We start from the raw sequence: 23,963 nt of genomic DNA, 5'->3' as shown, positions 1-23,963 counted from the left end.
TCCTTGTGGGGTGGGTTCGTGCGGCTGTTGCGCAGGCCGTCAGTTCGTGCGGCTCTTGCGCAGGCCGGTGATCTGGAGCTCGGCGAATCCGGCGACCACCAGGGCCTGGGCGATGGCCCAGATGGCGCCGATCGTGGTGAAGCCGGCCGCGCCGGTGACGACGGCGGCGATGCTGGCGAGGGTCCAGATGACGTTCAGGGCGATGACGGCCTTGGTGCCGGCGGGGCTGATGTCGCGGCGGGTGGCCAGGAAGCCGACGGCGGCGCCGTACACGAGGAGGAAGACGCCGATGCCGCGCAGCAGGCCGGTGTCCGGGCCGAGCAGGGTGCCGACCGGGCCGGCGAAGGCGAGGTAGACCAGCCCGTTGCCGCCCGTGACGACGGCGTCGGCGGCCAGCGCCATGCGCAGGAACTTCATCCGGTCGGTGGTGACGGTCACGGCGGTCATATCGGGCTCCTTCGGAGTGGCCTTGTCGTTCGGACACCTGAAAGATGTCAGGCCGGGGGTAGGGGCCGCGATTACGCGCCAGGTAATGAGGGGCGGCGATTCCCGCGCCGAGCAGGGGAAACGCGGGTCGTGTGAGGGCCGTCACAGGAGGCCGGGGGCTTGGCCGGCAGGGGGCGGGCGCCCACCAGGCCCAGCTCCGGACGCCGCCAGGTGCAACACGCGATCAGCCAGGAACGCCAGGGGTGCACCGGCACCCCTGGGGGACGGGGCGCCCAGGCCCGGCGTTCCCCCAGGGAGATGATCAGCCGTCCGTCAGCTGCCGAGGACCTCCCGGCGCAGGTGCGTCTTGAGGATCTTGCCGCCGGGGTTGCGGGGCAGCTCGCCCTCGCGGAACCAGACGTGTACCGGGATCTTGAACTTGGCGATGCGCTCCGCCAGGAAGGTCTGCAGCTCCCCGGCCGTGACCGTCTTGCCGGGGGCCAGCCGGATGACCGCCCCGACCTCCTCGCCCAGCTCGTCGTGCGGCACGCCGATGACGGCGGCGTCGTCCACGGCCGGATGCTCGAACAGGGCCGCCTCCACCTCGGCGCAGTAGACGTTCTCGCCGCCCCTGATCACCATGTCCTTGGCGCGGTCCACGATGTACACGAAGCCCTCGTCGTCGATCTTGGCCAGGTCGCCGGTGTGCAGCCAGCCGCCGACGAACGTCTGCGCGGTCGCCTCCGGCTTGTTCCAGTAGCCGAGGATGACGTTCGGGCCGCGTACGCACAACTCGCCGACCTCGCCGGGCGCCAGCTCGTCGCCCATCGGGTCCACCACGCGCACGTCCACCACCGGCGACGGCAGGCCGATGCTGTCGGGCTTGGCCTGGTAGTCGGCGCCGCCGTTGCCGATGGCCAGGGCGGAGGTCTCGGTCATGCCGTAGCCGTTGGAGGGGGCGCGGTTGGGCAGGTTGGTGGTGATGCGCTCCAGCAGCTTGGGCGGGGCGGGGGCGCCGCCGTAGCCGAGGGTGGACAGGGACGACAGGTCGTACTTGCCGAAGTCGGGGTGGGACATGAGCTGCCAGGCGTTGGTGGGCACGCCGATCATGGCGGTGACCCGTTCCCGCTCGATGAGGCGCAGGGCCTGCTCGGGGTCCCACTTGTACATCAGCACCAGGCCGCCGCCGCTGAACATCGTCGTGGTCATGGCCGAGAAGCAGCCGGTGACGTGGAAGAGCGGGACGGTCAGGAGCGTGATCCTGCGGGTGCCGGCCGCCGCGCCGACGTCCTTGCCGGCCATGGCGACCGCGCGCATGAGGCCGTAGGCGACCGTCATGGGGGACTGGCCGATGTTGCGGTGGCTGCCCAGCGCGCCCTTGGGGCTGCCGGTCGTGCCCGAGGTGTAGAAGATCGTGGCCGGGTCGTCCGGGGCCAGCTCGACGTCGGGGAGCTTCACGTCGGCCATGACCTCGCCCAGGACCTCGTCGAGCGCGCGCGCCCCCGGCGGCACCTCGCCCCTGGTGACGATCATCGGCACGCCCGTCGAGGCCAGCCGGACGGCGCGCTCGCCGTCGGCGATCAGCACCTTGGCTCCGGAGTCGCTCACGCCGTAGGCCAGCTCCGCCTCCGTCCACCAGGCGTTGAGCGGTACGGCGATCGCCCCCGCCGCCAGCGTGGCCGAGAACGCGACGACCCACTCGGGGTAGTTGCGCATCGCCACGGCCACCCGGTCGCCCTTGCCCACGCCGTACTCCTCGACCAGGCGGTTGGCGAGGGTGGCGGCGCGGCGGAAGTGCTCCTCGAACGTGATGTGCTCGTCCTCGTAGACCAGGAAGACCTTCTCGCCGTGGAACCTGCTCATCTCCAGCAGGGCGCGGAAGTGGCCGGGAGCGTGCTTCCACGTGCGTACGCCGTTGTCGCCGATCTCTTCCATCTCGAAGAGCTGGCCGGGGGCGGTGAGCTGGGCCTGGACCTGGGCGTGCGAAAGAGACATACGCAGAACTCCCGCAATGGACGATTATTCCGGAGATTTCACGGTACCGACCGGTAGGTACGTCGCGCTAGAGGGTGCCGCGGGCGCCCGGTCGGCGTGAAAGTTTCATTGACGTACCGATAGTTTCTGCTTTCCAACTGCTGCTTTAGCGACACTGTGAGCGTGCCATTGACCGCTCACGCGCATGTCAATACCGTCTGCGATGCGGCCTGAACCGGGCCGAAACTTTCGGAATCGAGTGCCTGCCTCCGGAGGTAGATGTCCGTGCATTCGTCCTCGCTCCTGCGAATCCTCACGTTAGTGGGGATGTTCGCAGCCTTCCTCCTGCCCGCCACCTCGGCGGAAGCGTCAGCGCCGCTGCGCACGCACGCCGCCGCCAGGAGCAAGTTCATCGGTGCGGCGCTCGCCACCAGCCCGCTGTCCAATGAGACCTCCTACCGCAACATCGCGGCCACCGAGTTCAACCAGGTGACCGCCGAGAACGTGATGAAGTGGGACACCGTCCAGCCCAGCCAGGGCCAGTTCAACTTCTCCGGCGCCGACGCCATCGTCAACTTCGCCACGCAGAACAACCAGCAGGTCCACGGCCACACCCTGGTGTGGCACAGCCAGACCCCCGGCTGGGTGCAGGGACTGGGCGCCAGCGCGATGCGTACGGCGATGCAGAACCACATCAGCCAGCTCGTCGGCCGCTACGCCGACAACGCCACCGTGGTGTCGTGGGACGTGGTGAACGAGATCTTCGACGACAACGGCGGCTGGCGCAGCTCGTTCTGGTACAACACGCTCGGCCAGAGCTTCGTCGCCGACGCCTTCCGCGCCGCCCGCGCCGCCGACCCCAACGCCCGGCTGTGCATCAACGACTACAACGTCGAGGGCATCAACGCCAAGAGCACCGCCATGTACAACCTGGTCTCGTCGCTGCGCCAGCAGGGCGTCCCGGTGGACTGCGTGGGCTTCCAGGGCCACCTGGCCATCCAGTACGGCTTCCCCAGCGACATCCAGCAGAACATGCAGCGCTTCGCCGACCTCGGCGTCCAGGTCCGGGTCACCGAGCTGGACGTGCGCATGCAGATGCCCAGGAGCTCCAGCAAGGACACCACCCAGGCCACCTACTACCGCAACGTGATCAACGCCTGCAACGCCGTCACCGCCTGCGCAGGGGTGACGATCTGGGGGTTCACCGACAAGTACTCCTGGGTGCCGGACACGTTCTCCGGCGAGGGCGCCGCGCTGATCTACGACGAGAACTACCAGCAGAAGCCGTCCTACACCGCCGTGCACGACGCGCTGGCGGGCGGCACCACCACCGACCCCACCCCGCCGACCACGCCGGGCACGCCCACCTCGAGCAACGTGACGTCCAACTCCGCCACGCTGACGTGGACCGCCTCCACCGACAGCGGCGGCAGCGGCCTGGCCGGCTACAACGTCTACCGCGAGCAGGGGACGACGGACACGCAGCTCGGGCAGAGCACCACCAACTCGATCAACCTCACCGGGCTGACCCCCAACACCCAGTACCAGGTGTACGTCCGCGCCCGTGACGGGGCGGGCAACCTGTCCGCCAACTCGGCGACGGCCACGTTCACCACGCAGTCCGGCCCGGTGGGCGGCGGCTGCACCGCGGCCGGCACCGTGCAGAACCAGTGGAACAACGGCTACGTCGTCCAGCCCGTCACCGTCACCAACGGCGGCTCGTCGGCCATCAGCGGCTGGACCGTCACGTTCACCCTGCCCGCCGGCCACACGCTCGCCGGGTCGTGGAACGCCACCCTGACCGTCAGCGGCCAGACCATCACCGCCAGGAACGCCGGCTACAACGGCAACCTGGCGCCGAACGGCAGCACCACGTTCGGCTTCCAGGTCACCCGGCCGAGCGGCGACACGCAGACGCCTTCGGGCTACACCTGCGCCTGATCGGGGATCCCCTGGGGCCTGCCCGCCTGCCCGCCCGGCATCGGCACCCGCCCCAGGGGATTCTCTCCGCCCGGAACAGTGACCTGCCATCTCGCACGCGGGCAAGGACCCGCGTTCCTCCGGATCTGGACCCGGGGCGGGGCCGCTCGGCGACGGTCAGCCCTTCACCGAGCCGCCGAAGTTGAACGACCCCGCCAGGTACTTGTTGACCGCCACGTACAGGACCACCGCCGGCGCCGTGTACAGGATCGAGAACGCGGCGAGCTGCCCGTACGCCACCTGCCCGTACTGCGAGAAGAACGTGTAGATGGTGACGGCGGCGGGCTGCTTCTCCGGCGTGTCCAGCAGGACGAACGGCGCGAAGAAGTTCCCCCACTGCCCCACGAACACGAAGATGGCCACCACCGCGATCCCCGGCGCCATCAGCGGCCCCACCACGGCCCGCAGCGACTGCACCCAGCCCGCGCCGTCCACCCAGGCGGCCTCCTCCAGGCTGACCGGCACCCCGTCCATGAAGTTCTTCATCATCCAGATCGAGAACGGCAGCGAGCTGGCCGTCAGGAACAGCACCATCGCGGGGACGGAGCCGTACAGGTTGAACCGGAAGAACATCGCGTAGACGGGGACGAGGATCGCCGTCACCGGCAGGCCCGTCGTGAACAGCAGGGTCAGCATGAAGTGGCGGCGGTAGCGGAGCTGGTAGCGCGACAGCGGGTACGCGGCCAGCCCCGCCACCAGGACCGTGAGCAGGGCCGTGGACCCCGAGATGACGATCGAGTTGATCAGCGGCAGGATGATCGTCTCCCAGGTGAGCACGGCCTTGAAGTTGTCCAGGGAGAACGTGAGCGTCGGGGCGGCGGAGAGGGAGGCCTCCGGCTGCACCGAGGCGATCAGCACCCACAGGAACGGGCCCAGGAAGGCCAGCGTGATGACCAGGAGCGACAGCAGGGCCGCGCCTCTGGCGGCGATGCGGGTCATGAGGCCTCCTTCGCCGGCCTCATGAGCGACGTGCTGTGCTCCCCGATGCCCTCGACCAGCTCGGTCATGTGTCCTCCACCTTGATCAGACGCAGGTAGACCAGCGAGAACAGGGCGCCGATGATCAGCATGACCAGCGCGATGGCCGAGCCGTAGCCGATCTCGAAGTAGCGGAAGGCCTGCTCGTACATGTAGAGCGGGGTGGTCTGGCTGGCCGTGCCCGGGCCGCCGCCGGTCAGGGCGTAGATGAGGCCGAAGCCGGCCAGCGTCTGGAGCGTGATCAGCATGAGGTTCGACATGATCGAGCGGCGGATCAGCGGCAGCGTGATGTGCAGCAGCCGCCGGGCCGGGCTCGCCCCGTCCACCGCCGCCGCCTCCACCAGGTCGGGCGGCACCTCCGACAGCGCGGCCGAGTACACCAGCATCGAGAACGCCGTGCCGCGCCAGACGTTGGCCAGGATGACGGCGAGCATCGGGGCGGTGTAGAGCCACTCCTGCGAGATGCCGAGGACCGTGTTGAGCGTGCCGTCCTCGGCCAGGAACGAGAACCAGCAGGCGGCCGCGACGATCTCGGGCATCACCCAGGCGCCGATGACCACGCCGTTGACCACGCTGCGCGTCACCCGGCCGCGGCCCCGCTGGAGGAGGGCGATGATCAGGCCCAGCGTGTTCTGGCCGATCACGGCCGAGCCGATGACGAAGACGAACGTGAGCAGGAAGGAGTTGACGAAGTTCGGGTCGCCGAACATCCTGACGAAGTTGTCCAAGCCCACGAACTGCGAGTTCACCGAGGCCGAGCCGGTCAGGGTCTCGTTGGTGAAGGCGATGTAGACGCTCCACAGGATGGGCCCCGCGAGGAACAGCGCCAGCAGCGCCAGCGCGGGAGCCATCGGGAGCAGCCAGCGCAGGACCCGCCGCCGCCGTGCCGGGCCGCCTGCCGGCGAGCCCGTCACGGCGGGCGACGGTGCTGTGGCGACCGTCATCGGGCCAGGACCTTGTCGGCGCCTCCCACGGCCGTGGGCAGCGCCTTGACGTAGGCGGCGGTGGCTTCCTCAGGGGTGCGCGAGCCGGTGGTGACCGCCTCCATCGCCTCCTGGACCTGCGCAGACACCTTCGGGTACGCCTCGTACGCCGGCCGGTAGTGCGTCACCGCGGCCAGGTCGGTCCAGAACTTCACGCTCGGGTTGTCGGCGGTGTACTTCGGGTCGGCCGCGACGTCCTTGCGGACGGCCAGGTCACCGGTGCTCACGGAGTACGTCATCGAGTTCTCCTTGTTCGTGGCCACCGTGATGAAGTCGAACGCCTCCTGCTTGAGCTTGGTGTAGGAGCTCATGGCCATCACCCAGCCGCCCGACATGCTGACCGCTCCCGGCGCCTCGCCGTTCTGCGTCGGCATGGCCGTCCAGCCGATCTTGTCCTTCCACTCGGGCCACGGCTTGGTGCTGGTCGGCTTCCACGCGGCCGCCGTCCAGGCGCCGTCGAGCGAGATGCCGACCTTGCCTGCCGGGAACCACTCCAGGTTGACCTTGTCGGCGAGCTTGGCGTTGTGCGCGTCGGCCTGCTTGGGGCCGAGCTCCTCGCGGTAGATGGTGTTGATGAAGGTCAGGGCGTCGGTGAAGTTCTTGCCGCCGGCCACCCACTTCTGCTGCGTGTCGTCGTACAGGGTGCCGCCGGGGGTGCCGTACAGGAGCATCTCGAAGCCCTGCATGGTGGCAGCCTCGCCGTGGATCTTCGTGGAGTACATGCTGAACGGGACGGCGTCCGGGACCTTCTGCTTGATCGCGCGGGCCGCGGTCAGGACGTCGTTCCAGGTCTTCGGCTCCCACGGGACGGGCAGGCCGGCCTTGGCGAAGACGTCCTTGTGGTACCAGAGGCCGCGCGTGTCGGTGCTGATGGGCACGCCGTAGATCTTGCCGTCGGCGCCCTTGGCGGCCTGCTTGACCGAGTCGGGGAACTGGGTGTTCCAGTCGGGCCACTTGGCCAGGTGGTCGTCGAGCGGGGCCAGCTTGCCCGCCGCGACGTCCGCGTTGACCTGGAAGGTGTCGTGGTAGTAGAGGTCGGGCGCCGAGTCGGGGGAGCGGTTGAGCAGCGCCAGTTTGGTGTAGTAGGCCTCGTTGTTGCCCTGCACCGGGGTCAGCTTGATCGTGACACCGGGGTGGGCGGTCTCGTACTGCTTCTTGGCGTCGCGCAGCATCTTCTCCAGATGCGGCCACGTCGGTTCGACCTTGTAGAGGACTTCGAGCTCCTTGGCTCCGGACGCGGATTCCTGGGCGGCGTCGCCGCCGCAACCTGCTGCTGTCAGCGCTGTCAACAACATGAGGGAACCAGCCAGGCTACGTCTCATCACGGCCTCCCCTTGTTTCCTTGGGTTGCGGAGAAACGTAAATCTTTTTGATTTACTAAGTCAACACTCTGTGGTGACATTGCTCACATGCAGCAGGGCACGAACCTGCCCAAGGTAGGCAGCTACAACCGCGCCGTCGTGCTGGAGGCCATCCAGGCGTCCGGCGGGATCAGCCGGGTGCAGATCGCCGCCGTGACCGGGCTCACCGCCCAGACCGTGTCGGTGATCGTGCGCAGGTTGCTGGAGGAGGGGCTGGTCGTCGAGGACGGCTCCGCGCCGTCGAGCGGCGGCAAGCCGCGCACGATCCTGCGCGTGGACGCCCGCGCAGGCTACGCGGTCGGCGTGCACTTCGACCCGCAGGAGCTCTCCTGCGTGCTGGCGGACCTGGCGGGCAACCCCGTCACCCGGCTGCACCTGCCCCTGCGCCCGGCGATCAGCCCCGACGCGGTGATCCGCAGGATGGCCAGGGCGGCCCGCAGGATCCTGCGCGAGGCCGGGGTGCCCGACGGCAAGGTGCTCGGCGTGGGGCTGGCCTGCCCGGGGCCGCTGGACGCCGACGGCGTGATGGTCTCGCCGCCGCGGCTGCCCGGCTGGGACCGGGTGCCGATCAAGGGCCTGCTCCAGGAGTACACCCGCTTCCCGGTGACGGTGGACAACGACGCCACGGCGGCGGCGATCGGGGAGCGCTGGGCGGGCATCGCGCGCTCGGCTCCCGGCTTCGCCTACCTCTACCTCGGCACCGGGATCGGGGGCGGGCTCATCCTGGACAACCAGGTCTACCGGGGCAGCTCGCTCAACGCCGCCGAGTTCGGGCACATCACGGTGGAGCCGGAGGGGCCCGAGTGTTACTGCGGCAACCGGGGGTGCGTGGAGGCCGTGTGCTGCCCGAGCGCCATCGAGGCCGCGTTCGGCAACGGCGCGGACCACGCCGCCATCTGCGCGGCGGCGGCGAGCGGGGAGCCCGAGGCCCGCCGGGTGATCGAGCGGGTGGCGCAGCGGCTGGCCGACGCCGCCGTGAGCGTGGTGAACATGCTGGACATCGATCTGCTCGTGCTCGGCGGGCCCGCGCTGAGAGAGGTCGGGGAGATCTACCGGGAGGTGATCGCGCGGGCCGTGACGGAGCGGCCGCTGGCCAGGCGGCTGCACTCGGTCAGGGTGGAGACCTCGCCGATCGCGGCCGACGCCGCGGCGATCGGGGCGGCCTCGCTGGTCTTCCACGCCACGTACGCGCCCCGCCTGGGTGCCCTGCTCAGTGGCTGAGGTCAGATTCGTCCCGTTCGGCCTGGGTCAGGAGGGCACGCATGGCGGTCTCGGCCGCGTCCGGATCTCCGTCGCGTACGGCGTCGAGCACCGCCCGGTGCGTCGCGGCGAAGCCGGGGCGCTCGCCCGTCGAGTGAACGAGCCGGTCCCGGGCCGACAGCGCCGCGGCGATCACCACTTCCAGGCATTCCAGCAGCTCGTTGCGCGAGGCGGCCAGCAGCAGGCGGTGGAAGGCCACGTCCGCCTCGGTGTGCGCCACGGGGTCGGCCACCGTGGCCGCCATCCGCTCCAGCGCCGCCTCCAGCGCGGCCACGTCCTCCTCCGACCGCCGCGCCGCCGCCAATCGGGCCCCCGCCGGCTCCACCACGGCCCGCACCTCGGCCAGGTCGCGCAGCATGTCGGTGTCGCCCCGCTGCTCGAAGCGCCAGCGCAGCACGTCGGGGTCCAGCAGCGACCAGTCGCCCCGCGGCCGGACGAACGTGCCCCGCTTGGGCCGGGCGTCGACCAGCCCCTTGGCCGCCAGCGTCTTGAGTGCCTCCCTGACCACGGTATGGCTGACGTGGTAACGGCGACCCAGCTCGACGGGGTCGAGATGACCCTCGGCCTCGGGGGCACCGCTCACGATCCGGCGGCCGAGATCTTCGACAACCTCACCGTGCATGCCTCGCCGTGGATAGCTCACGCGGCGCCTCCCCTTCCATCCGACTTCCGATGGCGATAAATCGTATTTTCTGAAATCCCGCCACATCGTCTGAGGGCCCCTCCTCGGCCTGGCCGCGGTGGTGATGTTGCTGCTCAGCGCCTGCGGAAGCGGAGCCGGGCCACAGTCCGGCTGACCTTCTGGGCCTGGGTCCCCGGCATGGACAAGGCGGTGGACCTGTTCAACAGCGCCCTTCATCAGCCTGGCCTGGCAGGCCGGCACCCCGTGGATCGACACGAAGGACGAGGTCTGGCACGCCGAGCTGACCAGCCCGGCCTCCACCAAGGTCGCCCGGTTCTGGCAGGACATGATCAAGGACGACCTGGTGAAGGTCGCGCCGCAGTTCACCCCGAGCTGGTACAAGGACCTGAACACCGGCGGCGTCGTGGCCGTGCCGGTCGCGCAGTGGGCCGAAGCGATCATGGAGGCGAACGCCCCCGGGTCGGCGGGCAGGTGGCGCGCCGCCCCGCTGCCGCAGTGGGAGCCGGGCGGCCAGGCCTCGGCCGGCTACGGCGGCTCGGCCACCTCGCTGCTGCGCGGCTGCGAGCACCCCGAGGAGGCGGTGGAGTTCGCGTTGTGGATCAACCGTGACCCGCGCAGCGTCGAGACGCTGAGCAAGAGCGGCTACGGCTGGCCCGCGGCCATCTCCGGAATGTCGAACCCGCAGCTCACCAAGCCGTCGGCGTTCCCCGGCGGGCACCAGACGGCCCAGCTCTTCACCGACTCCTCGAACCAGGTGCCCAAGGGCTGGGTGTGGTGGCCGACGTTCGACGACACGGTGAAGATCCTCAGCGACCGCTTCGAGGAGGCGCTCGGCGGCAGGAGCACGCTGGTGGACGCGCTGAAGGCGGCCGAGCGGCGCCCCGTCGAGCAGATCAGGACGAAGGGGCTGAGAGCCGAATGAGCAAGCGTGCGGCGGCGGCGTTCCTCGCCCCGTTCCTGATCCTGCTGCCCAGCCTGGTCAGCCCGTTCGGCGTGTGCCTGTCGCGGGTCCACGCCGCCACCGTGCCGGACGACGTGCTCGACGCGGCCCGTTCCGGCCGCGCCGGCGAGTGGCGCATCTTCGTGCAGATCGTGCTGTCCGGCGCGCTGCAGCGGTTCTGGCGCGCCGGACTCACGGAGGGCAGCGTGCGCGAGTAGGTTCACGCGCGCCCCTTCACCTCACGCGCGCTTCAGGCGGAGCGTGACCAGCTCGAACGGCCGCAGCGTCACCGGGATCTCGCCTCCTTGGCGCTGCGGCTCGCCCGTGGGCCGCTCCAGCAGGTCCGTCGCGACCACCTCGGCGACGGGGAAGCCGGCCCGCAGGGTCGCCTTCGCCCGGCCGCCCCTGGACTCGTGGAAGCGTACGACCACGTCGCCGCTCTCGTCGTCGGCCAGCTTCACCGCCGTCACCACGACGGCGTCGTCGTCCACCGTGACCAGCGGCTCCACCGGGCCGGCGCCGGCGACGCGGCGCTCGGGCAGGTTGATGAAGTACCCCTCGCGCACCGCGTCACCGATCCCCGCGCCCGGCACCAGCGCGTGCCGGAAGCGGTGCGTCCCCTGGTCGGTCTCGGGGTCGGGGAAGCGCGGGGCGCGCAGCAGCGAGACGCGCAGCGTCGTGGTCGTGCCGTGCTCGTCCACCTCGCGGGTCACGTCGTGGCCGTAGGTGGAGTCGTTGACCACCGCCACGCCCCAGCCCGGCTCCTCCACGTGCAGGAAGCGGTGGTTGCAGGCCTCGAACTTGGCGGCCTCCCAGCTGGTGTTCGTGTGGGTGGCGCGGAAGGAGTGGCCGTACTGGCTCTCGGAGGCGTACCGGTCGGCGCGCACGTCCAGCGGGAAGGCCAGCTTGAGGAACTTCTCCGTCTCGTGCCAGTCGACCTCGGTGTCGATCTCCAGCCGCCCGCCGGCGAGCGTGAGCCGCTGGGTCACCGCCGACGCTCCGAACGAGCGCCTGACCACCACGCCGTCGCCGTCCAGCCGGACGTCCTCGGCCTCGGTGAGGTCGGTGACCGTGTGACGGTAGAACTCGTCCACGTCCCAGGCGTCCCACTTGTTGGGGAAGTCCTGGTGGAGCTGGAGCAGGTTGGCCGCGCGCCCCGGCGCGATCGCCTCCCTGCCGCCACGCAGGTCCCGGGCCGACACGACCAGCCCGCGCCCGTCGATCTCGACCCTGAGCAGCTCGTCCTCCAGCACGAAGCCGCCCTCCGCCGTGGGGCGCGCCCGTGTTCCCGGCGCGTGGCCGGCGGGCGCGGCACCGCCGGCGGGGACGCCGTGGCGGGCGTGCGGGGCGCCGTTGAAGATCAGCTCCTCCTGGCCCTCGCCCGCCAGCGCCCGCTGCGCGCCGTCGATGATCTCGTTCAGCTCCCGCGCCACCAGCTCGTACGTCCTGCGCGCCTCCCGGTGCACCCACGCGATCGACGACCCCGGCAGGATGTCGTGGAACTGGTGCAGCAGCACCGTCTTCCAGATCCGGTCGAGCCGCTCGTACGGGTAGGGCGCGTCCGCCCGCACCGCCGCCGTGGCGGCCCACAGCTCGGCCTCCCGCAGCAGCGACTCGCTGCGCCGGTTGCCCTGCTTGGTCTTGGCCTGGCTGGTCAGCGTGGCGCGATGCAGCTCCAGGTAGAGCTCGCCGACCCACACGGGCGGCTGCGGGTACTCGGCCTCGGCCTTGGCGAAGAACTCCGACGGCGTCTCCCACGTGACCACCGGAGAGCCCTCCAGGTCGCGTACCCTCGCCGCCTTGGCCACCATCTCCCGCGTCGTGCCGCCGCCCCCGTCGCCCCAGCCTGTCGGGGCCAGCGAGTGCCGGGCCACGCCCTTGTCCTTGAAGTTGCGGGCCGCGTGCGCCAGCTCCCTGCCCTGCATCGAGCAGTTGTAGGTGTCGACCGGCGGGAAGTGCGTGAAGATCCGCGTCCCGTCGATGCCCTCCCACAGGAACGTGTGGTGCGGGAACGTGTTCGTCTGGCTCCACGAGATCTTCTGCGTGAGCAGCCGCTTCGACCCGGCCGCCTTGATGATCTGCGGCAGCCCCGCCGCGAACCCGAACGTGTCCGGCAGCCACACCTCCTCGTTGTCCACGCCGAACTCGTCGATGAAGAACCGCTTGCCGTGCACGAACTGCCGGGCCATGGCCTCCGAGCCGGGCATGTTCGTGTCGGACTCCACCCACATGCCGCCCGCCGGGACGAACCTGCCCGCCGCCACCGCCTTGGTCACCTTCGCCCACACCTCGGGCCGGTGCTCCTTCACCCACGCCCACTGCTGCGCCTGCGACATCGCGAACACGAAGTCCGGCTCGTCCTCCAGCAGCGCGGTCATGTTGGAGGTCGTGCGGGCCACCTTGCGCACGGTCTCGCGCAGCGGCCACAACCACGCCGAGTCGATGTGCGCGTGCCCGACCGCGCTGATCCGGTGCGCCGACGGCGCCGCCGGCGAGGCCAGCACCCCGGCCAGCTCCGCCCTGGCCGCCGCCGCGGTGCCGCCGACATCTTGCAGGTCGACCGCGTCCAGCGCCCGCTCCACGGCACGCAGCAGCTCCCAGCGGCGGGCGCTGTCGACCGGCAGCTCCAGCATGAGCTCGCCGAGCACCTCCAGGTCCATGACGAGCTCCCACACCGTCTTGTCGAAGACGGCCAGGTCCATGCGGGTCAGCAGGTACAGCGGGTCGCCGCCGGCCGTCTCCCTGTCGCCCATCGCCGTCGGCCGGAACGCGTCGTGGCCCAGGATGATCGGGTTGGAGGCGGCCTCGACGTGCAGCCGCACCTCCTCACCGCCCTCCGCGGACGAAGCGATGCGGACCCACTGGTTGCGCGGGTTGAGCCCCTTCACCGGCGTGCCGTCGGGCCGGTACACCAGGCCCTCGCACTGGAAGCCCGGCTTGTCCGCGTCGAAGCCGAGATCCAGGATCGCCTCCACGATCCGGCCGCTCCACTCCCTGGGGACGGTGCCGGTGACGGTGAACCAGCTCGTCCCCCACGGCTTGCCCCACGCCTGGCCCACCGCGATCGGCTCGGCCTCGGCCGCCAGGCCCTCCGCCACCGGCACGGGCTCGTCGGGCGCGTGCCAGACGGCCACTTCCAGGGGGACGGACTCGGGATGGATCGCCGGGCGGATCCGCTCGTTCAGAACGCGCTTCAGCCGGGCTTCGACCAGATTGCGGTCGTCATGCATCAGGCGGGGCTCCTCATCAGTCAGGCAGTGGCCAACAGCACGTTAGGCATCCTGTTGCCGCCAGGGCAATGTCCCTTAACGGGGATAGTTGAAAGGCGTACGTTTGACGCATGGCTGCGACCCCGGAAACGGTGCACTGGCGCGGCGTGCACCACCTCGCCCTGGTGACCGCGGACATGGACGCCACCGTGCGCTTCTGGCACGGCGTGCTCGACGCCCGCCTCGTCACCACCCTCGCCGTCCCCGCGTTCAGGCACTACTTCTTCGAGGTGGGCACGGGCAACACCGTCGCCTTCTTCGAATACGCCGACCAGGAGCTCGACAGCTTCGCCAAGCCGGCCGGGGTGCCGTACGCGAAGGCGGCGCAGTTCGACCACCTGGCACTCCACCTGCCCGACGAGGACGCGCTGCTGCGGCTGCGCGACCGGCTCAAGGCGCACGGCTGCGAGGTGACCGACGTCATCGACCACGGCTTCCTGCGCTCGATCTACTTCAGCGACCCGAACGGCATCGCGCTGGAGGCCTCCTGGTGGACCGTCGACCCGACGGGCCGGCCGGTGGACTACGCGGACGAGCGCCTGTTCGCCGACCCCGACCCGGTGCCCGCCGTGCGCGAGCTGCGCGAGCACGGGCGGCTGCACCACACGGTCGCCACCCGCCTGGTGGACGGCATCGTCGAGGACCTGCGCCGCGAGGGCATCACCCTGGACTCCTGACCGGGATGGGTTCACGCTCGTGCTACCGGATCCTTTCGTCGGCAGGAGGCGTCGTGAAGAAGGTCACCATCCTCGGCCAGGAGCCCGCCGTCATCCTGTTCATGGTGAACGCGCTGGTCGCGCTGCTGGTCGCGTTCGGGCTGGGCCTGTCGCAGGTGCAGGTCGCGGCGATCTCGACGATCGCCAGCGCCATCGTGTCGATCGTCGTCACCCTCATGACCCGGCCCATCGTGGTGTCGGCGCTGACGGGCGCGGTGACCACGCTCATGACGGCGGTGGCCGGGTTCGGCCTGGAGTTCACCGCGGACCAGATCGGCGCCACGGTGACGGTGCTGTCGCTGGTGCTCGGGCTGGTGCTGCGGGCCAACGTCACGCCGGTGTCGGGGCCGGTGCAGCCGCGGATCGACGCCGAGCTGATGCGCAGGCCGGCCGGACAGCCCTGAGCGCGGCACCGGTACGGGTGGCACGTCCGTACGAAGACCTCGACGGTTGATCACGCCAGGCAGGCGTGCAGCGCCTCGGCGAAGGCGGCAGGGGAGCGCAGGTAGCCGACGTGGTCGCCGGGCAGCTCCACGGCCTGCCTGCCCAGGTGCTCCGCCACGGCCAGCGCGGCCCGGTGGAAGAGCGTGCCCCTGTCGTCCGCCCCGTACGCCACGACCAGCGGGGCGCCGCGCAGCGCCGCCGCGTCGGGCACGTAGCGGCTGAAGGCGCGCAGCTCGTAGCGCAGGTTCGGCTCGGCGTTGGCCGCCATCCTGGTCAGCATGTCGCGCACCCATGCCGGGAGGCCGGGATCCGGCGGGCCGGGGGCCATGAGGCCGGTCTCCTCGCCGATCCGGCGCATCGCCGCGCCGGCCCCTTCGCGTTCGAAGAGGCCGAGAGCCTCGTCGGTCAACCGGCTCCAGCGATCGGCGTCGGGCAGCAGCTCGCAGACGGGCGGCTCGTGCGCCACCAGCCGCCGTACCCGATCGGGGTGGCGGGCCAGCAGGTCGAGCGCGATCAGCGCGCCCGCGTGGGTGGCGAAGACGTGGGCGGGCGCGGAGCCTGCGGCCTCCAGGAGGCGTAGCGCGTCGTCGGCGTGCAGCTCGACGGGCCGCTCGCCGAACGGCTCCGACAGCGGGCTGCGGGAGTAGCCGCGCCGGTCGTAGGTGATGACCGTGTAGCGATCGGACAGGACCTCGGCCAGCGGGGCGGCCATCGCCGGGTCCGTGCTGCCGCCGAGCATCACCAGGAGGACCGGCCCCGAGCCGCGAACCTCGTAGAAGAGCCTGGCGCCGGGAACGTCGAGCATTCCAGTGTCCATGGTCAGCTCACTGTAAGCGGGGCGTGTTCGTTGGCCAACTCGGGTGTGGCGGCTTTACGACAAGTCGGGATGTGGCCACGCCGATTTCCTGGACACCGCCAGTTCAGGATGGCTAGGAATTCGGTATTCGTGCTTACCGATTCTCTGGAGGTCGTCCATGCGTGGCTTAAGGCGGGGGATGGTGGTGGCCGTCGCGGCCGTCATGGCGGCCTCGCCGCTCTCGGCTCCCGGCGCGCACGCCGCCACCGCTCCGGCGGCGGCGTTCACGCCGGAGGCCGAGGGCGGCGAGATCACCCTGATCACCGGTGACCGGGTGCAGGTGCGGGCCGTCGACGGCGGGCACAGCACGGTGACGGTCACCCCCGCGCCCCGGGCCGACGGGTCCGTGCCGGCGTTCCAGGTGCTGGAGACCGAGCGCGGGGTGACGGTCATCCCGGACGATGTCGCGTCCCTGGTGCCCGAGCGGCTCGACACCGAGCTGTTCAACGTGACGGCGCTGGCCGAGCAGGACTACGGCGCCGCCATCCCGCTGATCCTCACGTACGCGTCGCCGAACGCGACCAGGGCCGCGCTGCCGGCCGTCGAGCAGGTGCGCGCGCTGGAGAGCATCGGCGGTGCGGGCGTGCGGGTGGCGGCGGCGGACGCGGCGGCGTTCGGGGCGGAGCTGGCCAAGCTGGCCGCCCCGGCACCGCAGACGCGGGCCGCCGCGCCGCTGGCGGGCGTGGCGAAGGTCTGGCTGGACCGCGAGGTGCGAGCGGTGCTGGAGGACAGCGTGCCGCAGATCGGCGCGCCCGAGGCGTGGGCCGCCGGGTACGACGGCACCGGCACCACCGTGGCCGTGCTCGACACCGGCGTGGACGCCACCCACCCCGACCTCACCGGCAAGGTCTCCGGCGAGCGCGACTTCACCGGCGAGAACACCACCGGCGACCCGCACGGTCACGGCACCCACGTGGCGGGCACGGCCTCCGGCGTGGCGCCCGGCGTGCGGCTGCTCAACGGCCGGGTGCTGGGCGCCGACGGCTACGGGCAGCTCTCCTGGATCATCGACGGCATGGAGTGGGCGGCCGCCGAGAAGCACGCCGAGGTCGTCAACCTGAGCCTGGGCAGCCCGGAGGCGGGCGGCCCGCTCACCGACGCCGTCACCCGGCTCACCCAGGAGCACGGCACGCTGTTCGTGGTGGCCGCGGGCAACGACGGCTGCGACTCGTGCGTGGGCGCCCCCGGCGACGCCCCGGCGGCGCTGACCGTCGGCGCGGTGGACGGGCAGGACCGGCTCGCCCCCTTCTCCAGCAGGGGCCCGATCCTGGCCGACCAGGCGGTCAAGCCCGACGTCACCGCGCCGGGCGTGGACATCACCGCCGCCAGGCCGGGCGGCGGCCGGGTCGCCATGTCCGGCACCTCCATGGCCACCCCGCACGTCGCGGGCGCGGCGGCGCTGCTGCGCCAGGCACGCCCCGGCATCACGGGCAACGAGCTGAAGTCCCTGCTCATGGCCACCGCCAGGGCGGGCGGCGACATCCCGGTGGACGCGCAGGGCGCGGGCAGGATCGACGTGGCCGCCGCGATCAAGGGCTCGGTCGTCGCCTCGGCGGGCTCGCTCAACTTCGGCCGGCTCACCACGGGCGAGGAGAAGACGCTCACCATCGGCTACCGCAACCTCGGCCGGACCTCCGCCGAGCTGCCGCTGGCGGCCGGCGACGCGTTCACGGTCGAGCCGGCCACGCTCACCGTCCCCGCGGGCGGCACCGCCGAGGCGAAGGTCACGATCAAGGCGGGCAAGGCGGGGGCGCTGCGCCAGGAGCTGACGGCCGCGGGCACCCGCACGCTGCTGACCGCGAGCGTGGACGACAAGCGGGTCGAGCTGCGCGTCCGCGGCATCGCCAGGGACGGCCGCCCGGGCCGCGGCGGCTTCACCGTGCTGAACCTGGACGAGGGCACCCTCGTCGGCCGCGTGCTCCCCGGCGACCCCGCCCAGCCCTGCACCGACGCCAGGTACGGCTCCGGCACCTGCCTGCTCGTCAAGCCGGGCACGTACTCGGTGCTCGGCCACATCTTCACCATGCCCGCCACGCAGGACAGCACCGCCACCGGCAAACCGCTCAACGAGAGCCTGCTCGGCGACCCGGAGATGGAGATCACCGGGGACACCGAGGTCGTGCTCGACGCCCGCAAGGCCGTCGAGGTCAAGGTCGAGACCCCCGACCACGAGACCAAGCGGAACACGGGGGCCGCCGCCGCCCTCATGTGGTACCGCGCCGGCGAGCAGGGGACCGCGCTGCGCGGCGGCACCACGATCTCGCCCGGCGGGCAGGTCGAGGAGCGCCTGTTCGTCCAGCCGACCAGGAAGGTCACCAAGGGCACGTTCGTGGTCGCCACCCGCTGGCGGCTCAAGGCACCGGAGATCGCCTTCTCCACGCTCGGCCTCAAGCTGGCGCCCGAGTACGTGGACCCGGTCCAGTTCAGCGACTTCTCCACCGAGTACCCGCGCCTCGACGGCACCCGCCTGCTCCTGGCCGTGGACGCGGGCCGGGGCAGCGCCGAGGAGATCAAGGCCCGCGACCTGCGCGGCAAGCTCGCCGTCATCCGCCGCACCGACGGCGTGCCGGTCTCCACGCAGTCGAACGCCGCCGCCGCGGCCGGGGCCGCCATGGTGGCCGTCTACAGCGACCGCCCCGGCTCCGACGTCACCACCGGCGGCAACGGGGTCAAGCTGGCCGTCCCGACCGTGCGGCTGACCCACGAGGAGGGGCTGAAGCTGGTCGAACGGCTGCGCCGCCTCCCGGTGCCGATCGTGGCCAAGGGCATCGTGGCCAGCCCGTACGTGTACGACCTGTACCTGCGCGAGCAGGGCAGGGTCCGCGACTCGCTCACGTACGTGGTGCGCGCCAGGTCGCAGGCCAGGATCGAGACCGGCTACCACAGCCAGCTGGCCGGCGACATGACGGCCAACGAGGCCCGCTACGTGTTCGAGCCCTGGGACACCATGTCGATCTCGACGAACCACCCCATGGCCAAGGCGCCGCGGACCCGCGTCGACTACGTCACCCCCGACCCCGGCCTGCGGTGGAGCACGTCCGCGGCCACGCCGGAGCGCTCCTACAACAACATGTGGCCGCACCAGGACACGGTGCGGGTGGCGGTGTCTGCACCGGAGATGCGCTCGTACGAGGCGGGGGAGCGGGTCGGCCGCACCGTGTTCAAGCAGCCGTTGCTGCCCGGCGTCAACCCGCGCAACCCGGTGCGCAGGGAGGGCGACAAGCTGCGGCTGTCGATGCAGGGCTTCGTGGACGCCGGGGGCAACTACGGCGAGGCGTACACCAGCCAGTTCGAGCGCGGGCTGAAGACCGACTTCCGGCTCTACCAGGGCGACACCCTGCTCTGGCAGACGAACTACCTGCCTTCCGGGTCGGGCACGCTGGCGCCGGAGAAGGCCTCGTACCGGATCGAGTACGACGTGGCGAACGAGTCGGAGTGGGCGAAGCTGTCCACCCGCACGCGGGGCGTGTGGACGTTCGTCTCCCAGCGGGAGACCGCCGTGGTCCCGCTGCTGGTGGCCGCCTTCGACGCGCCCGTGGACCTGACGAACCGGGCCGGGTCCCGCAGGCTCGGCCTGACCCTGCGCCACCAGGAGGGGGCCGAGCAGAGTGCGATCGAGCGCGTGTCGCTGGAGGTGTCGTACGACGACGGCGCGAGCTGGAAGCCGGCCCGGCTGCGCCCGGCCAGGGGCGAGGGGGCCTACGAGACGACGCTCGACCGGTCGCGCTCCGGCTTCGTCTCGCTGCGGCTGAACGCCTCCGACGTGAACGGCAACACGCTGACGCAGGAGGTGATCCGCGCCTACGCCCTGCGCTGAACGCCGTGCATGAGGGTGTCGATCACCTTCGCGGCGATCGTGTCAGGGTCCTGACCCACTGGGGGAGTGCCGTGCGCGGCCTCCCCCAGCAGCGCGAGGTAGACCTGCCGGGCCCAGACGAGGTCGGCGTCCGGCCCGAGCAGCTTGCCGAAGACCTCCTCGCACAGCGACATCACCTCCGCCTGCACGGCCTGCGCCTCGGCGCTGAGCGGCACCTGCCGGGCCAGCGTGAAGCGCCAGGCGGGCTTGATCTGCAGGATGCCGGCGGTGGCCTGGTGCAGCGCGACCAGCGGGGGAGCGGTGTGCGGGCGGGCGTCGTGCACCGCCTGGAGTATCTCCCGCCACGCGGTCACCTCCATGGCCTCGATCAGCGCCTCCCTGCTGGCGAACCTGCGGTGGACGGTGGCCCTGGCGACGCCCGCCGCCTCGGCGACCTGCTCCATCGTGGCCACCGGGCTGGCGCTCAGCACGTTCTCCGCCGCCGCCATGATCGCGCGCATGCTGCGCTCGGCGTCGGCCCGCATTCTCACCATGGAAGGAACACTACCGCCTAAAAGTGAGACGAAGTGTTGCAGTTCTATGTAGATCTGCTACTTTCTTGCTCATGACAACCCAGGGAACCGCTCTCGTCACCGGCGCGTCCTCCGGCCTCGGCGCCGCGTTCGCCCGCAGCCTCGCCGCCCGCGGGCACGACCTCGCGCTGGTCGCCAGGTCCGCGCCGGCCCTCGAAGCGCTGGCGGACGAGCTGCGCCGCCACCACGACGTCCGCGCCGAGGTCATCGTCCAGGACCTGTCCGCGCCCGACGCCGCCTCCCGGGTCGCCGAGGAGAGCGCCGCCCGCGGTCTCACCGTCGACCTGCTCGTCAACAACGCCGGCTTCGGCACGGCGGGCCACTTCGACCGGATCGCCGCCGAGCGGGAGCACGACGAGCTCATGGTCAACGTCGTGTCGCTGGTGGGGCTGACGCACGCGTTCCTGCCGCCGATGCTCCGCCGCGGCTCCGGTGGCGTGATCAACGTGGGCTCCACGGCCGGGTTCAACGTGGCGCCGTACTTCGCGACGTACGCCGCGTCCAAGACGTTCGTGCTCAACTTCAGCCTGGCCCTCTGGAGCGAGCTGCGCGGCAGCGGCGTGAAGGTCCTCGCCGTCACGCCCGGCCCGGTCGAGACGGCCTTCTTCGACCGGATCGGCACCAGGAAGGCCGCCATCGGCGCCACGCCCGCCACCCCGGAGTCCGTCGTCACGGCCGCCCTGCGGGCCTTCGACCGCGACCGCGGCTACGTGGTGCCCGGCCGTGGCAACTTCGCGATGGCCCACCTGATGCCGCGCCGGCCCCGCAAGCTCGTGGCCCTCCTGGGCCGGCGCGTCACCCGCCAGGTGGCGGACGAGCTCACGCCCAGCGTGGCTCGCTGACCCGGCTCCGCTCGATGACCTCCTCCGTCGTCAGCGGGGAGCTGGGATGCCACGACAGGCACATGGGCACCCGCGTCCTGGCGAACGTGCCGCCCTCCCGCGCGAGGTAGAACTCGCCCGAGCGCAGCCGCGAGATGTCAGGTACGTCGCCGCCCTTCGACCGGGCCATCTCCCTGGCGGCGGTGATCTGGATCGGCGCGTTGAGCAGGCCGAAGAACTGGGTGGCCGAGTTGCCGGGGATGCGGTTGTGCAGCCCCTTGGGCGCCTGGGTGGCGAAGACGAGGCCGAGACCGTACTTGCGGGCCTGGGAGGCGAGCAGCACGGTGCTGCGGGTCGAGGCCGAGGCGCCGGTCGCAGGCGCGAACGTCTGCGCCTCGTCCATCACCAGCAGCGCGCCCAGCGGCCGGTCCTGCGCCGGATGCCGCTTGCACCAGACGAACAGCTCCATCTGCAGCTGGCTCACGAAGCTCTGCCGCTGTTCCAGTGCGGGCAGCCCGACCAGGCTGATCACCGACACCCGGGCCCGCTTGCCCGCCGGCGGGGTCACCAGCAGGCCGGGGTCCACCGGCGTGCCCGCGCCGCCGAACAGCGGATCGTTGTCCATGGCGGCGGTCAGCGACTGGGCGAGCTCCGCGCCGATGCGGGAGGCGCCGGCCAGCTCGCTCACGCCGTCGGGCAGGTCGGACAGCAGCGCGGCCAGCCCCTTGAGGCTCGTCGCGCCGCTGCGGCCGTAGTGCGCCAGCGCCTTCCTGAGCACGGCCTGCCCGAGCTGCGCCTTGTTGGTGTTGGCATCCAGCCGGATGCGCGGCGCGATGAACGACCGCGTCGAGTGGGGCGCCCGTGAGCCACACCCCGGCAGCCGCCCGGTGAGCCAGCCACTCGCAGCCCGCGACGAGCACCTCCTGGCCGGCCGGGGCGAGCCCGTCAGGGACGCGGACCAGGACGGCCAGCCCGGTTCTGCCGAAGCTCTCGGCCAGCACCCTGGCCAGGCCGGTCACGCGTACCTCCGGCCCGAACACGCTCGCGCGGCCGGTCAGCGCCCGCTCGGCCAGCTCGGCCAGGAACGGGCCGTAGTGCTCGCTGGCGGACGCCCTGCGCAGCGCCAGCGAGCGGACGGCCGGCACGTGCGCGCCGCCGGGCCCCTCGATCCCGGCGGCCTCGGGCAGCCAGGCCGGGAACAGCGCGATGGCCGCCTCGTCCAGCTCGCGCAGGACGGAGGCGACCATGCCGGCGACCGATCGTGGCTCGCCCGGTAAGTAGGTGAGGATGGCGGGCGCGCCCGGCGGCAGCGGGTCGATGCTCAGGGCCACGGTCTCGGCGTCCGCGTCCAGCCGGACGACCCGGCCTACCGGAAGCTCCGACCACGACCGCACGGGCACCGCCTTGGCTCGACCTGATGATCAACATCTTAGGGGGGAGCCGGGGAACGGCGCCGCTCATCCCACCGTTACGCCGGCCGGCACCCGCGCGGGGGCGCCCAGCGGGGCCCGGGTGAGCATGGCCTGGGCCAGGCTCGCCTTGACCAGGGCCGCGCCGCGCACCACCGGGACCAGCGTCAGCGCGAACAGCACGCCGATCGCGGTGTTGAAGACGACGAACATCGTGTCGCCGCCGCCCAGGCCGAGCAGCTCGGGCAGGCTCCGGTCCACGCCGGGGATGGCGGCGATGATCCAGCCGTACAGGGGGAAGGTCAGGCCGGCCAGCGTGCCGATCCACCAGACGGCGGCGACGACGGAGGCGGCCAGCGAGATCGGGAAGGCGAGGATGCCGTACAGCAGGTCGAGCAAGGCCTGCCCGCCGGCCAGCGGGTTCATCGTGCGGCGGAACCAGCCCGCCCAGGCCGGCGCGGGCCGGTAGGGCGGGCGGGCCACGGGGCGGCCGAGCACGCCGGGCAGCGCGACGCGCTCGAAGTCGGCCAGGTTCCTGGCCGCGGCGGCGGTGGCGGCCAGGATCGGCAGGCCGACGAACACGACCGCGGTGCCCAGCCCGGCCGAGATGCCGGCCACGACGACGGCGAAGTGCAGGACGGCCATCGGCAGGCCGAGCAGGGTGTAACGGGTGTCGGTGGCGAGGCGGTGCCGGAGGGTTGTCATGGGGACGACGCTACGGGCCGGGCCCCGGCCCGCTCGATCCTGCGCGCGGCCCAAGGGATGGTAGGGACAGCCCTACTACCGGAAGCCGCGATCGTCGCGGTCGCGGCGGAAGGCGTCCAGGCGGTCGAAGTCCAGCTCGTGCAGCGAGACGGGGGCGTCCGGCGGGCCGGTGAAGAAGCCCGCGGGCGTCCGCGGGCAGGGGTTGGCGAAGCCGGTGACCCCGGCGCAGGGATGGCCGTGGTAGGTGGTCTCGTGGTGCCAGTCGCTGACCGCCACGTACGTCATGAACTCGTACGCCCGCGCCACGCTCATGTGCTGCCACAGCTCCCGGGCCGGGGCGGGGCCGTCCCAGCGGGTGACGGAGAAGGCGGGCACGAGCACGGCGTCGAGCCCGTCGTGCCCGGCCAGGCCGGCCGAGTACCACAGGTCGGCGCAGAGCAGCACGTGCAGGCGGCGGCCGTCCAGCTCGAAGCCCGCGCTCGGCCGGCCGGGGCGCACGCCGGAGCGCAGCTCCAGCCCGTACGGATGCACCTTGTCGTACTCCAGCAGTAACGTGCCCCGCCCGTCGAACACCGCGCCCCGGTTGACGGGCCCGTCGTAGTGCGAGCCCCCGACGACCGTCATGCCCGAGCCCTCGGCCAGCGCCCGGACCCTGGCCAGGTAGTCGGCGCGGGGCAGGCTGGAGCCCGCCAGCTCGGGCAGCAGCATCACATCCCCGGAGGAGGAACCGAGCAGCTCCTCGACGGCGTCGAAGTTCGCGTGACCGTCGGGGGACCAGTGCGGGGGTTGAACCAGGAGGATCTTCACATC

General features: G+C 71.6%; 20 protein-coding genes and 1 pseudogene. 9 read left to right on the top strand and 12 right to left on the bottom strand.

Translation table 11 applies throughout. From position 1 onward, the window contains the following. Nucleotides 1-39: 39 nt before the first annotated feature. Nucleotides 40-447 carry a hypothetical protein gene (locus AB0I79_RS23035; RefSeq protein ID WP_357876087.1) on the bottom strand — a complete coding sequence of 136 codons (408 nt, stop codon included), beginning with the start codon at nucleotides 445-447 and terminating at the stop codon, nucleotides 40-42. Nucleotides 448-759: 312 nt separating this feature from the next. After that, the gene (locus AB0I79_RS23030; RefSeq protein ID WP_357876085.1) at nucleotides 760-2,421 is read right to left on the bottom strand and encodes a class I adenylate-forming enzyme family protein; all 1,662 of its coding nucleotides are present in this window, start codon (nucleotides 2,419-2,421) and stop codon (nucleotides 760-762) included. A gap of 306 nt (nucleotides 2,422-2,727) precedes the next feature. Here AB0I79_RS23030 and AB0I79_RS23025 point away from each other — a divergent pair, with 306 nt between their 5' ends. Then, the gene (locus AB0I79_RS23025; RefSeq protein ID WP_357876083.1) at nucleotides 2,728-4,341 is read left to right on the top strand and encodes an endo-1,4-beta-xylanase; all 1,614 of its coding nucleotides are present in this window, start codon (nucleotides 2,728-2,730) and stop codon (nucleotides 4,339-4,341) included. 156 nt (nucleotides 4,342-4,497) lie between these two features. On the opposite strand, the gene AB0I79_RS23020 is transcribed toward AB0I79_RS23025, so the two are convergent. The 3 genes from AB0I79_RS23020 to AB0I79_RS23010 all read right to left on the bottom strand — a co-directional run bounded on the left by AB0I79_RS23020 (nucleotide 4,498) and on the right by AB0I79_RS23010 (nucleotide 7,662). Next, nucleotides 4,498-5,319: a carbohydrate ABC transporter permease gene (locus AB0I79_RS23020; RefSeq protein ID WP_357876081.1), complete on the bottom strand. Its 822-nt coding sequence runs from the start codon at nucleotides 5,317-5,319 to the stop codon at nucleotides 4,498-4,500. Nucleotides 5,320-5,383: 64 nt separating this feature from the next. Next, the gene (locus AB0I79_RS23015) at nucleotides 5,384-6,301 is read right to left on the bottom strand and encodes a sugar ABC transporter permease (RefSeq protein WP_357876079.1); all 918 of its coding nucleotides are present in this window, start codon (nucleotides 6,299-6,301) and stop codon (nucleotides 5,384-5,386) included. Beyond that, nucleotides 6,298-7,662 carry an extracellular solute-binding protein gene (locus AB0I79_RS23010; protein ID WP_357876077.1) on the bottom strand — a complete coding sequence of 455 codons (1,365 nt, stop codon included), beginning with the start codon at nucleotides 7,660-7,662 and terminating at the stop codon, nucleotides 6,298-6,300. Before AB0I79_RS23010 ends, AB0I79_RS23015 begins: the two co-directional genes overlap by 4 nt. Before the next feature lie 87 nt (nucleotides 7,663-7,749). On the opposite strand from AB0I79_RS23010, the gene AB0I79_RS23005 reads away from it, so the two are divergent. Further along, nucleotides 7,750-8,922: an ROK family transcriptional regulator gene (locus AB0I79_RS23005; RefSeq protein ID WP_357876075.1), complete on the top strand. Its 1,173-nt coding sequence runs from the start codon at nucleotides 7,750-7,752 to the stop codon at nucleotides 8,920-8,922. Here the strand turns inward: AB0I79_RS23005 and AB0I79_RS23000 are convergent. Continuing rightward, the gene (locus AB0I79_RS23000; protein ID WP_357876073.1) at nucleotides 8,912-9,583 is read right to left on the bottom strand and encodes an FCD domain-containing protein; all 672 of its coding nucleotides are present in this window, start codon (nucleotides 9,581-9,583) and stop codon (nucleotides 8,912-8,914) included. The genes AB0I79_RS23005 and AB0I79_RS23000 overlap by 11 nt on opposite strands. Nucleotides 9,584-9,815: 232 nt before the next feature. On the opposite strand from AB0I79_RS23000, the pseudogene AB0I79_RS22995 reads away from it, so the two are divergent. Beyond that, nucleotides 9,816-10,526, top strand: a pseudogene (locus AB0I79_RS22995) (extracellular solute-binding protein); the annotation flags it as partial. Beyond that, entirely contained in the window at nucleotides 10,523-10,762 is a 240-nt protein-coding gene (locus AB0I79_RS22990) for a hypothetical protein (RefSeq protein ID WP_357876071.1), read from the top strand. The pseudogene AB0I79_RS22995 and the gene AB0I79_RS22990, both read left to right, overlap by 4 nt. A gap of 21 nt (nucleotides 10,763-10,783) precedes the next feature. On the opposite strand, the gene AB0I79_RS22985 is transcribed toward AB0I79_RS22990, so the two are convergent. Then, nucleotides 10,784-13,774 (bottom strand): glycoside hydrolase family 38 C-terminal domain-containing protein, encoded by a 2,991-nt coding sequence (locus AB0I79_RS22985; protein ID WP_357876069.1) that lies wholly within the window; start codon nucleotides 13,772-13,774, stop codon nucleotides 10,784-10,786. Nucleotides 13,775-13,884: 110 nt separating this feature from the next. Here AB0I79_RS22985 and AB0I79_RS22980 point away from each other — a divergent pair, with 110 nt between their 5' ends. Together AB0I79_RS22980 and AB0I79_RS22975 are read left to right on the top strand one after the other, a co-directional pair. Next, nucleotides 13,885-14,490 (top strand): VOC family protein, encoded by a 606-nt coding sequence (locus AB0I79_RS22980; RefSeq protein ID WP_357876067.1) that lies wholly within the window; start codon nucleotides 13,885-13,887, stop codon nucleotides 14,488-14,490. A 53-nt stretch (nucleotides 14,491-14,543) separates the two neighbouring features. Beyond that, nucleotides 14,544-14,933: a hypothetical protein gene (locus AB0I79_RS22975; protein WP_357876065.1), complete on the top strand. Its 390-nt coding sequence runs from the start codon at nucleotides 14,544-14,546 to the stop codon at nucleotides 14,931-14,933. A 50-nt stretch (nucleotides 14,934-14,983) separates the two neighbouring features. Here the strand turns inward: AB0I79_RS22975 and AB0I79_RS22970 are convergent, their stop codons facing one another. Next, nucleotides 14,984-15,790 (bottom strand): alpha/beta hydrolase, encoded by an 807-nt coding sequence (locus tag AB0I79_RS22970; RefSeq protein WP_357876063.1) that lies wholly within the window; start codon nucleotides 15,788-15,790, stop codon nucleotides 14,984-14,986. A gap of 157 nt (nucleotides 15,791-15,947) precedes the next feature. Here AB0I79_RS22970 and AB0I79_RS22965 point away from each other — a divergent pair, with 157 nt between their 5' ends. Next, nucleotides 15,948-19,646 carry a S8 family serine peptidase gene (locus AB0I79_RS22965; protein WP_357876062.1) on the top strand — a complete coding sequence of 1,233 codons (3,699 nt, stop codon included), beginning with the start codon at nucleotides 15,948-15,950 and terminating at the stop codon, nucleotides 19,644-19,646. Here AB0I79_RS22965 and AB0I79_RS22960 read toward each other — a convergent pair. Further along, a complete protein-coding gene (locus tag AB0I79_RS22960; protein WP_357876060.1) occupies nucleotides 19,631-20,179 on the bottom strand; it encodes a helix-turn-helix domain-containing protein in 549 nt (182 codons plus the stop codon). The two genes, AB0I79_RS22965 and AB0I79_RS22960, sit on opposite strands and share 16 nt — an antisense overlap. A gap of 71 nt (nucleotides 20,180-20,250) precedes the next feature. Here AB0I79_RS22960 and AB0I79_RS22955 point away from each other — a divergent pair, with 71 nt between their 5' ends. Continuing rightward, a complete protein-coding gene (locus AB0I79_RS22955) occupies nucleotides 20,251-21,060 on the top strand; it encodes an SDR family oxidoreductase (RefSeq protein WP_357876058.1) in 810 nt (269 codons plus the stop codon). Here AB0I79_RS22955 and AB0I79_RS22950 read toward each other — a convergent pair. Next, nucleotides 21,038-21,817: a zonular occludens toxin domain-containing protein gene (locus AB0I79_RS22950; protein WP_357876056.1), complete on the bottom strand. Its 780-nt coding sequence runs from the start codon at nucleotides 21,815-21,817 to the stop codon at nucleotides 21,038-21,040. The genes AB0I79_RS22955 and AB0I79_RS22950 overlap by 23 nt on opposite strands. A 55-nt stretch (nucleotides 21,818-21,872) precedes the next feature. Here AB0I79_RS22950 and AB0I79_RS22945 point away from each other — a divergent pair, with 55 nt between their 5' ends. Then, entirely contained in the window at nucleotides 21,873-22,316 is a 444-nt protein-coding gene (locus tag AB0I79_RS22945) for a hypothetical protein (RefSeq protein WP_357876055.1), read from the top strand. A 180-nt stretch (nucleotides 22,317-22,496) separates the two neighbouring features. On the opposite strand, the gene AB0I79_RS22940 is transcribed toward AB0I79_RS22945, so the two are convergent. Next, complete coding sequence (locus AB0I79_RS22940; RefSeq protein ID WP_357876054.1) at nucleotides 22,497-23,153, bottom strand: sensor domain-containing protein; 657 nt, start codon at nucleotides 23,151-23,153, stop codon at nucleotides 22,497-22,499. Between the two features lie 75 nt (nucleotides 23,154-23,228). Further along, entirely contained in the window at nucleotides 23,229-23,960 is a 732-nt protein-coding gene (locus tag AB0I79_RS22935; RefSeq protein WP_357876052.1) for a carbon-nitrogen hydrolase family protein, read from the bottom strand. Between the last annotated feature and the right edge of the window lie 3 nt (nucleotides 23,961-23,963).

It is taken from the genome of Nonomuraea sp. NPDC050202 (assembly GCF_040656115.1).
Taxonomy (GTDB): Bacteria; Actinomycetota; Actinomycetes; order Streptosporangiales; family Streptosporangiaceae; genus Nonomuraea.
The sequence above is the reverse complement of the archived record's forward strand: the minus strand, read 5'-3'. Positions and strand labels throughout refer to the sequence as shown.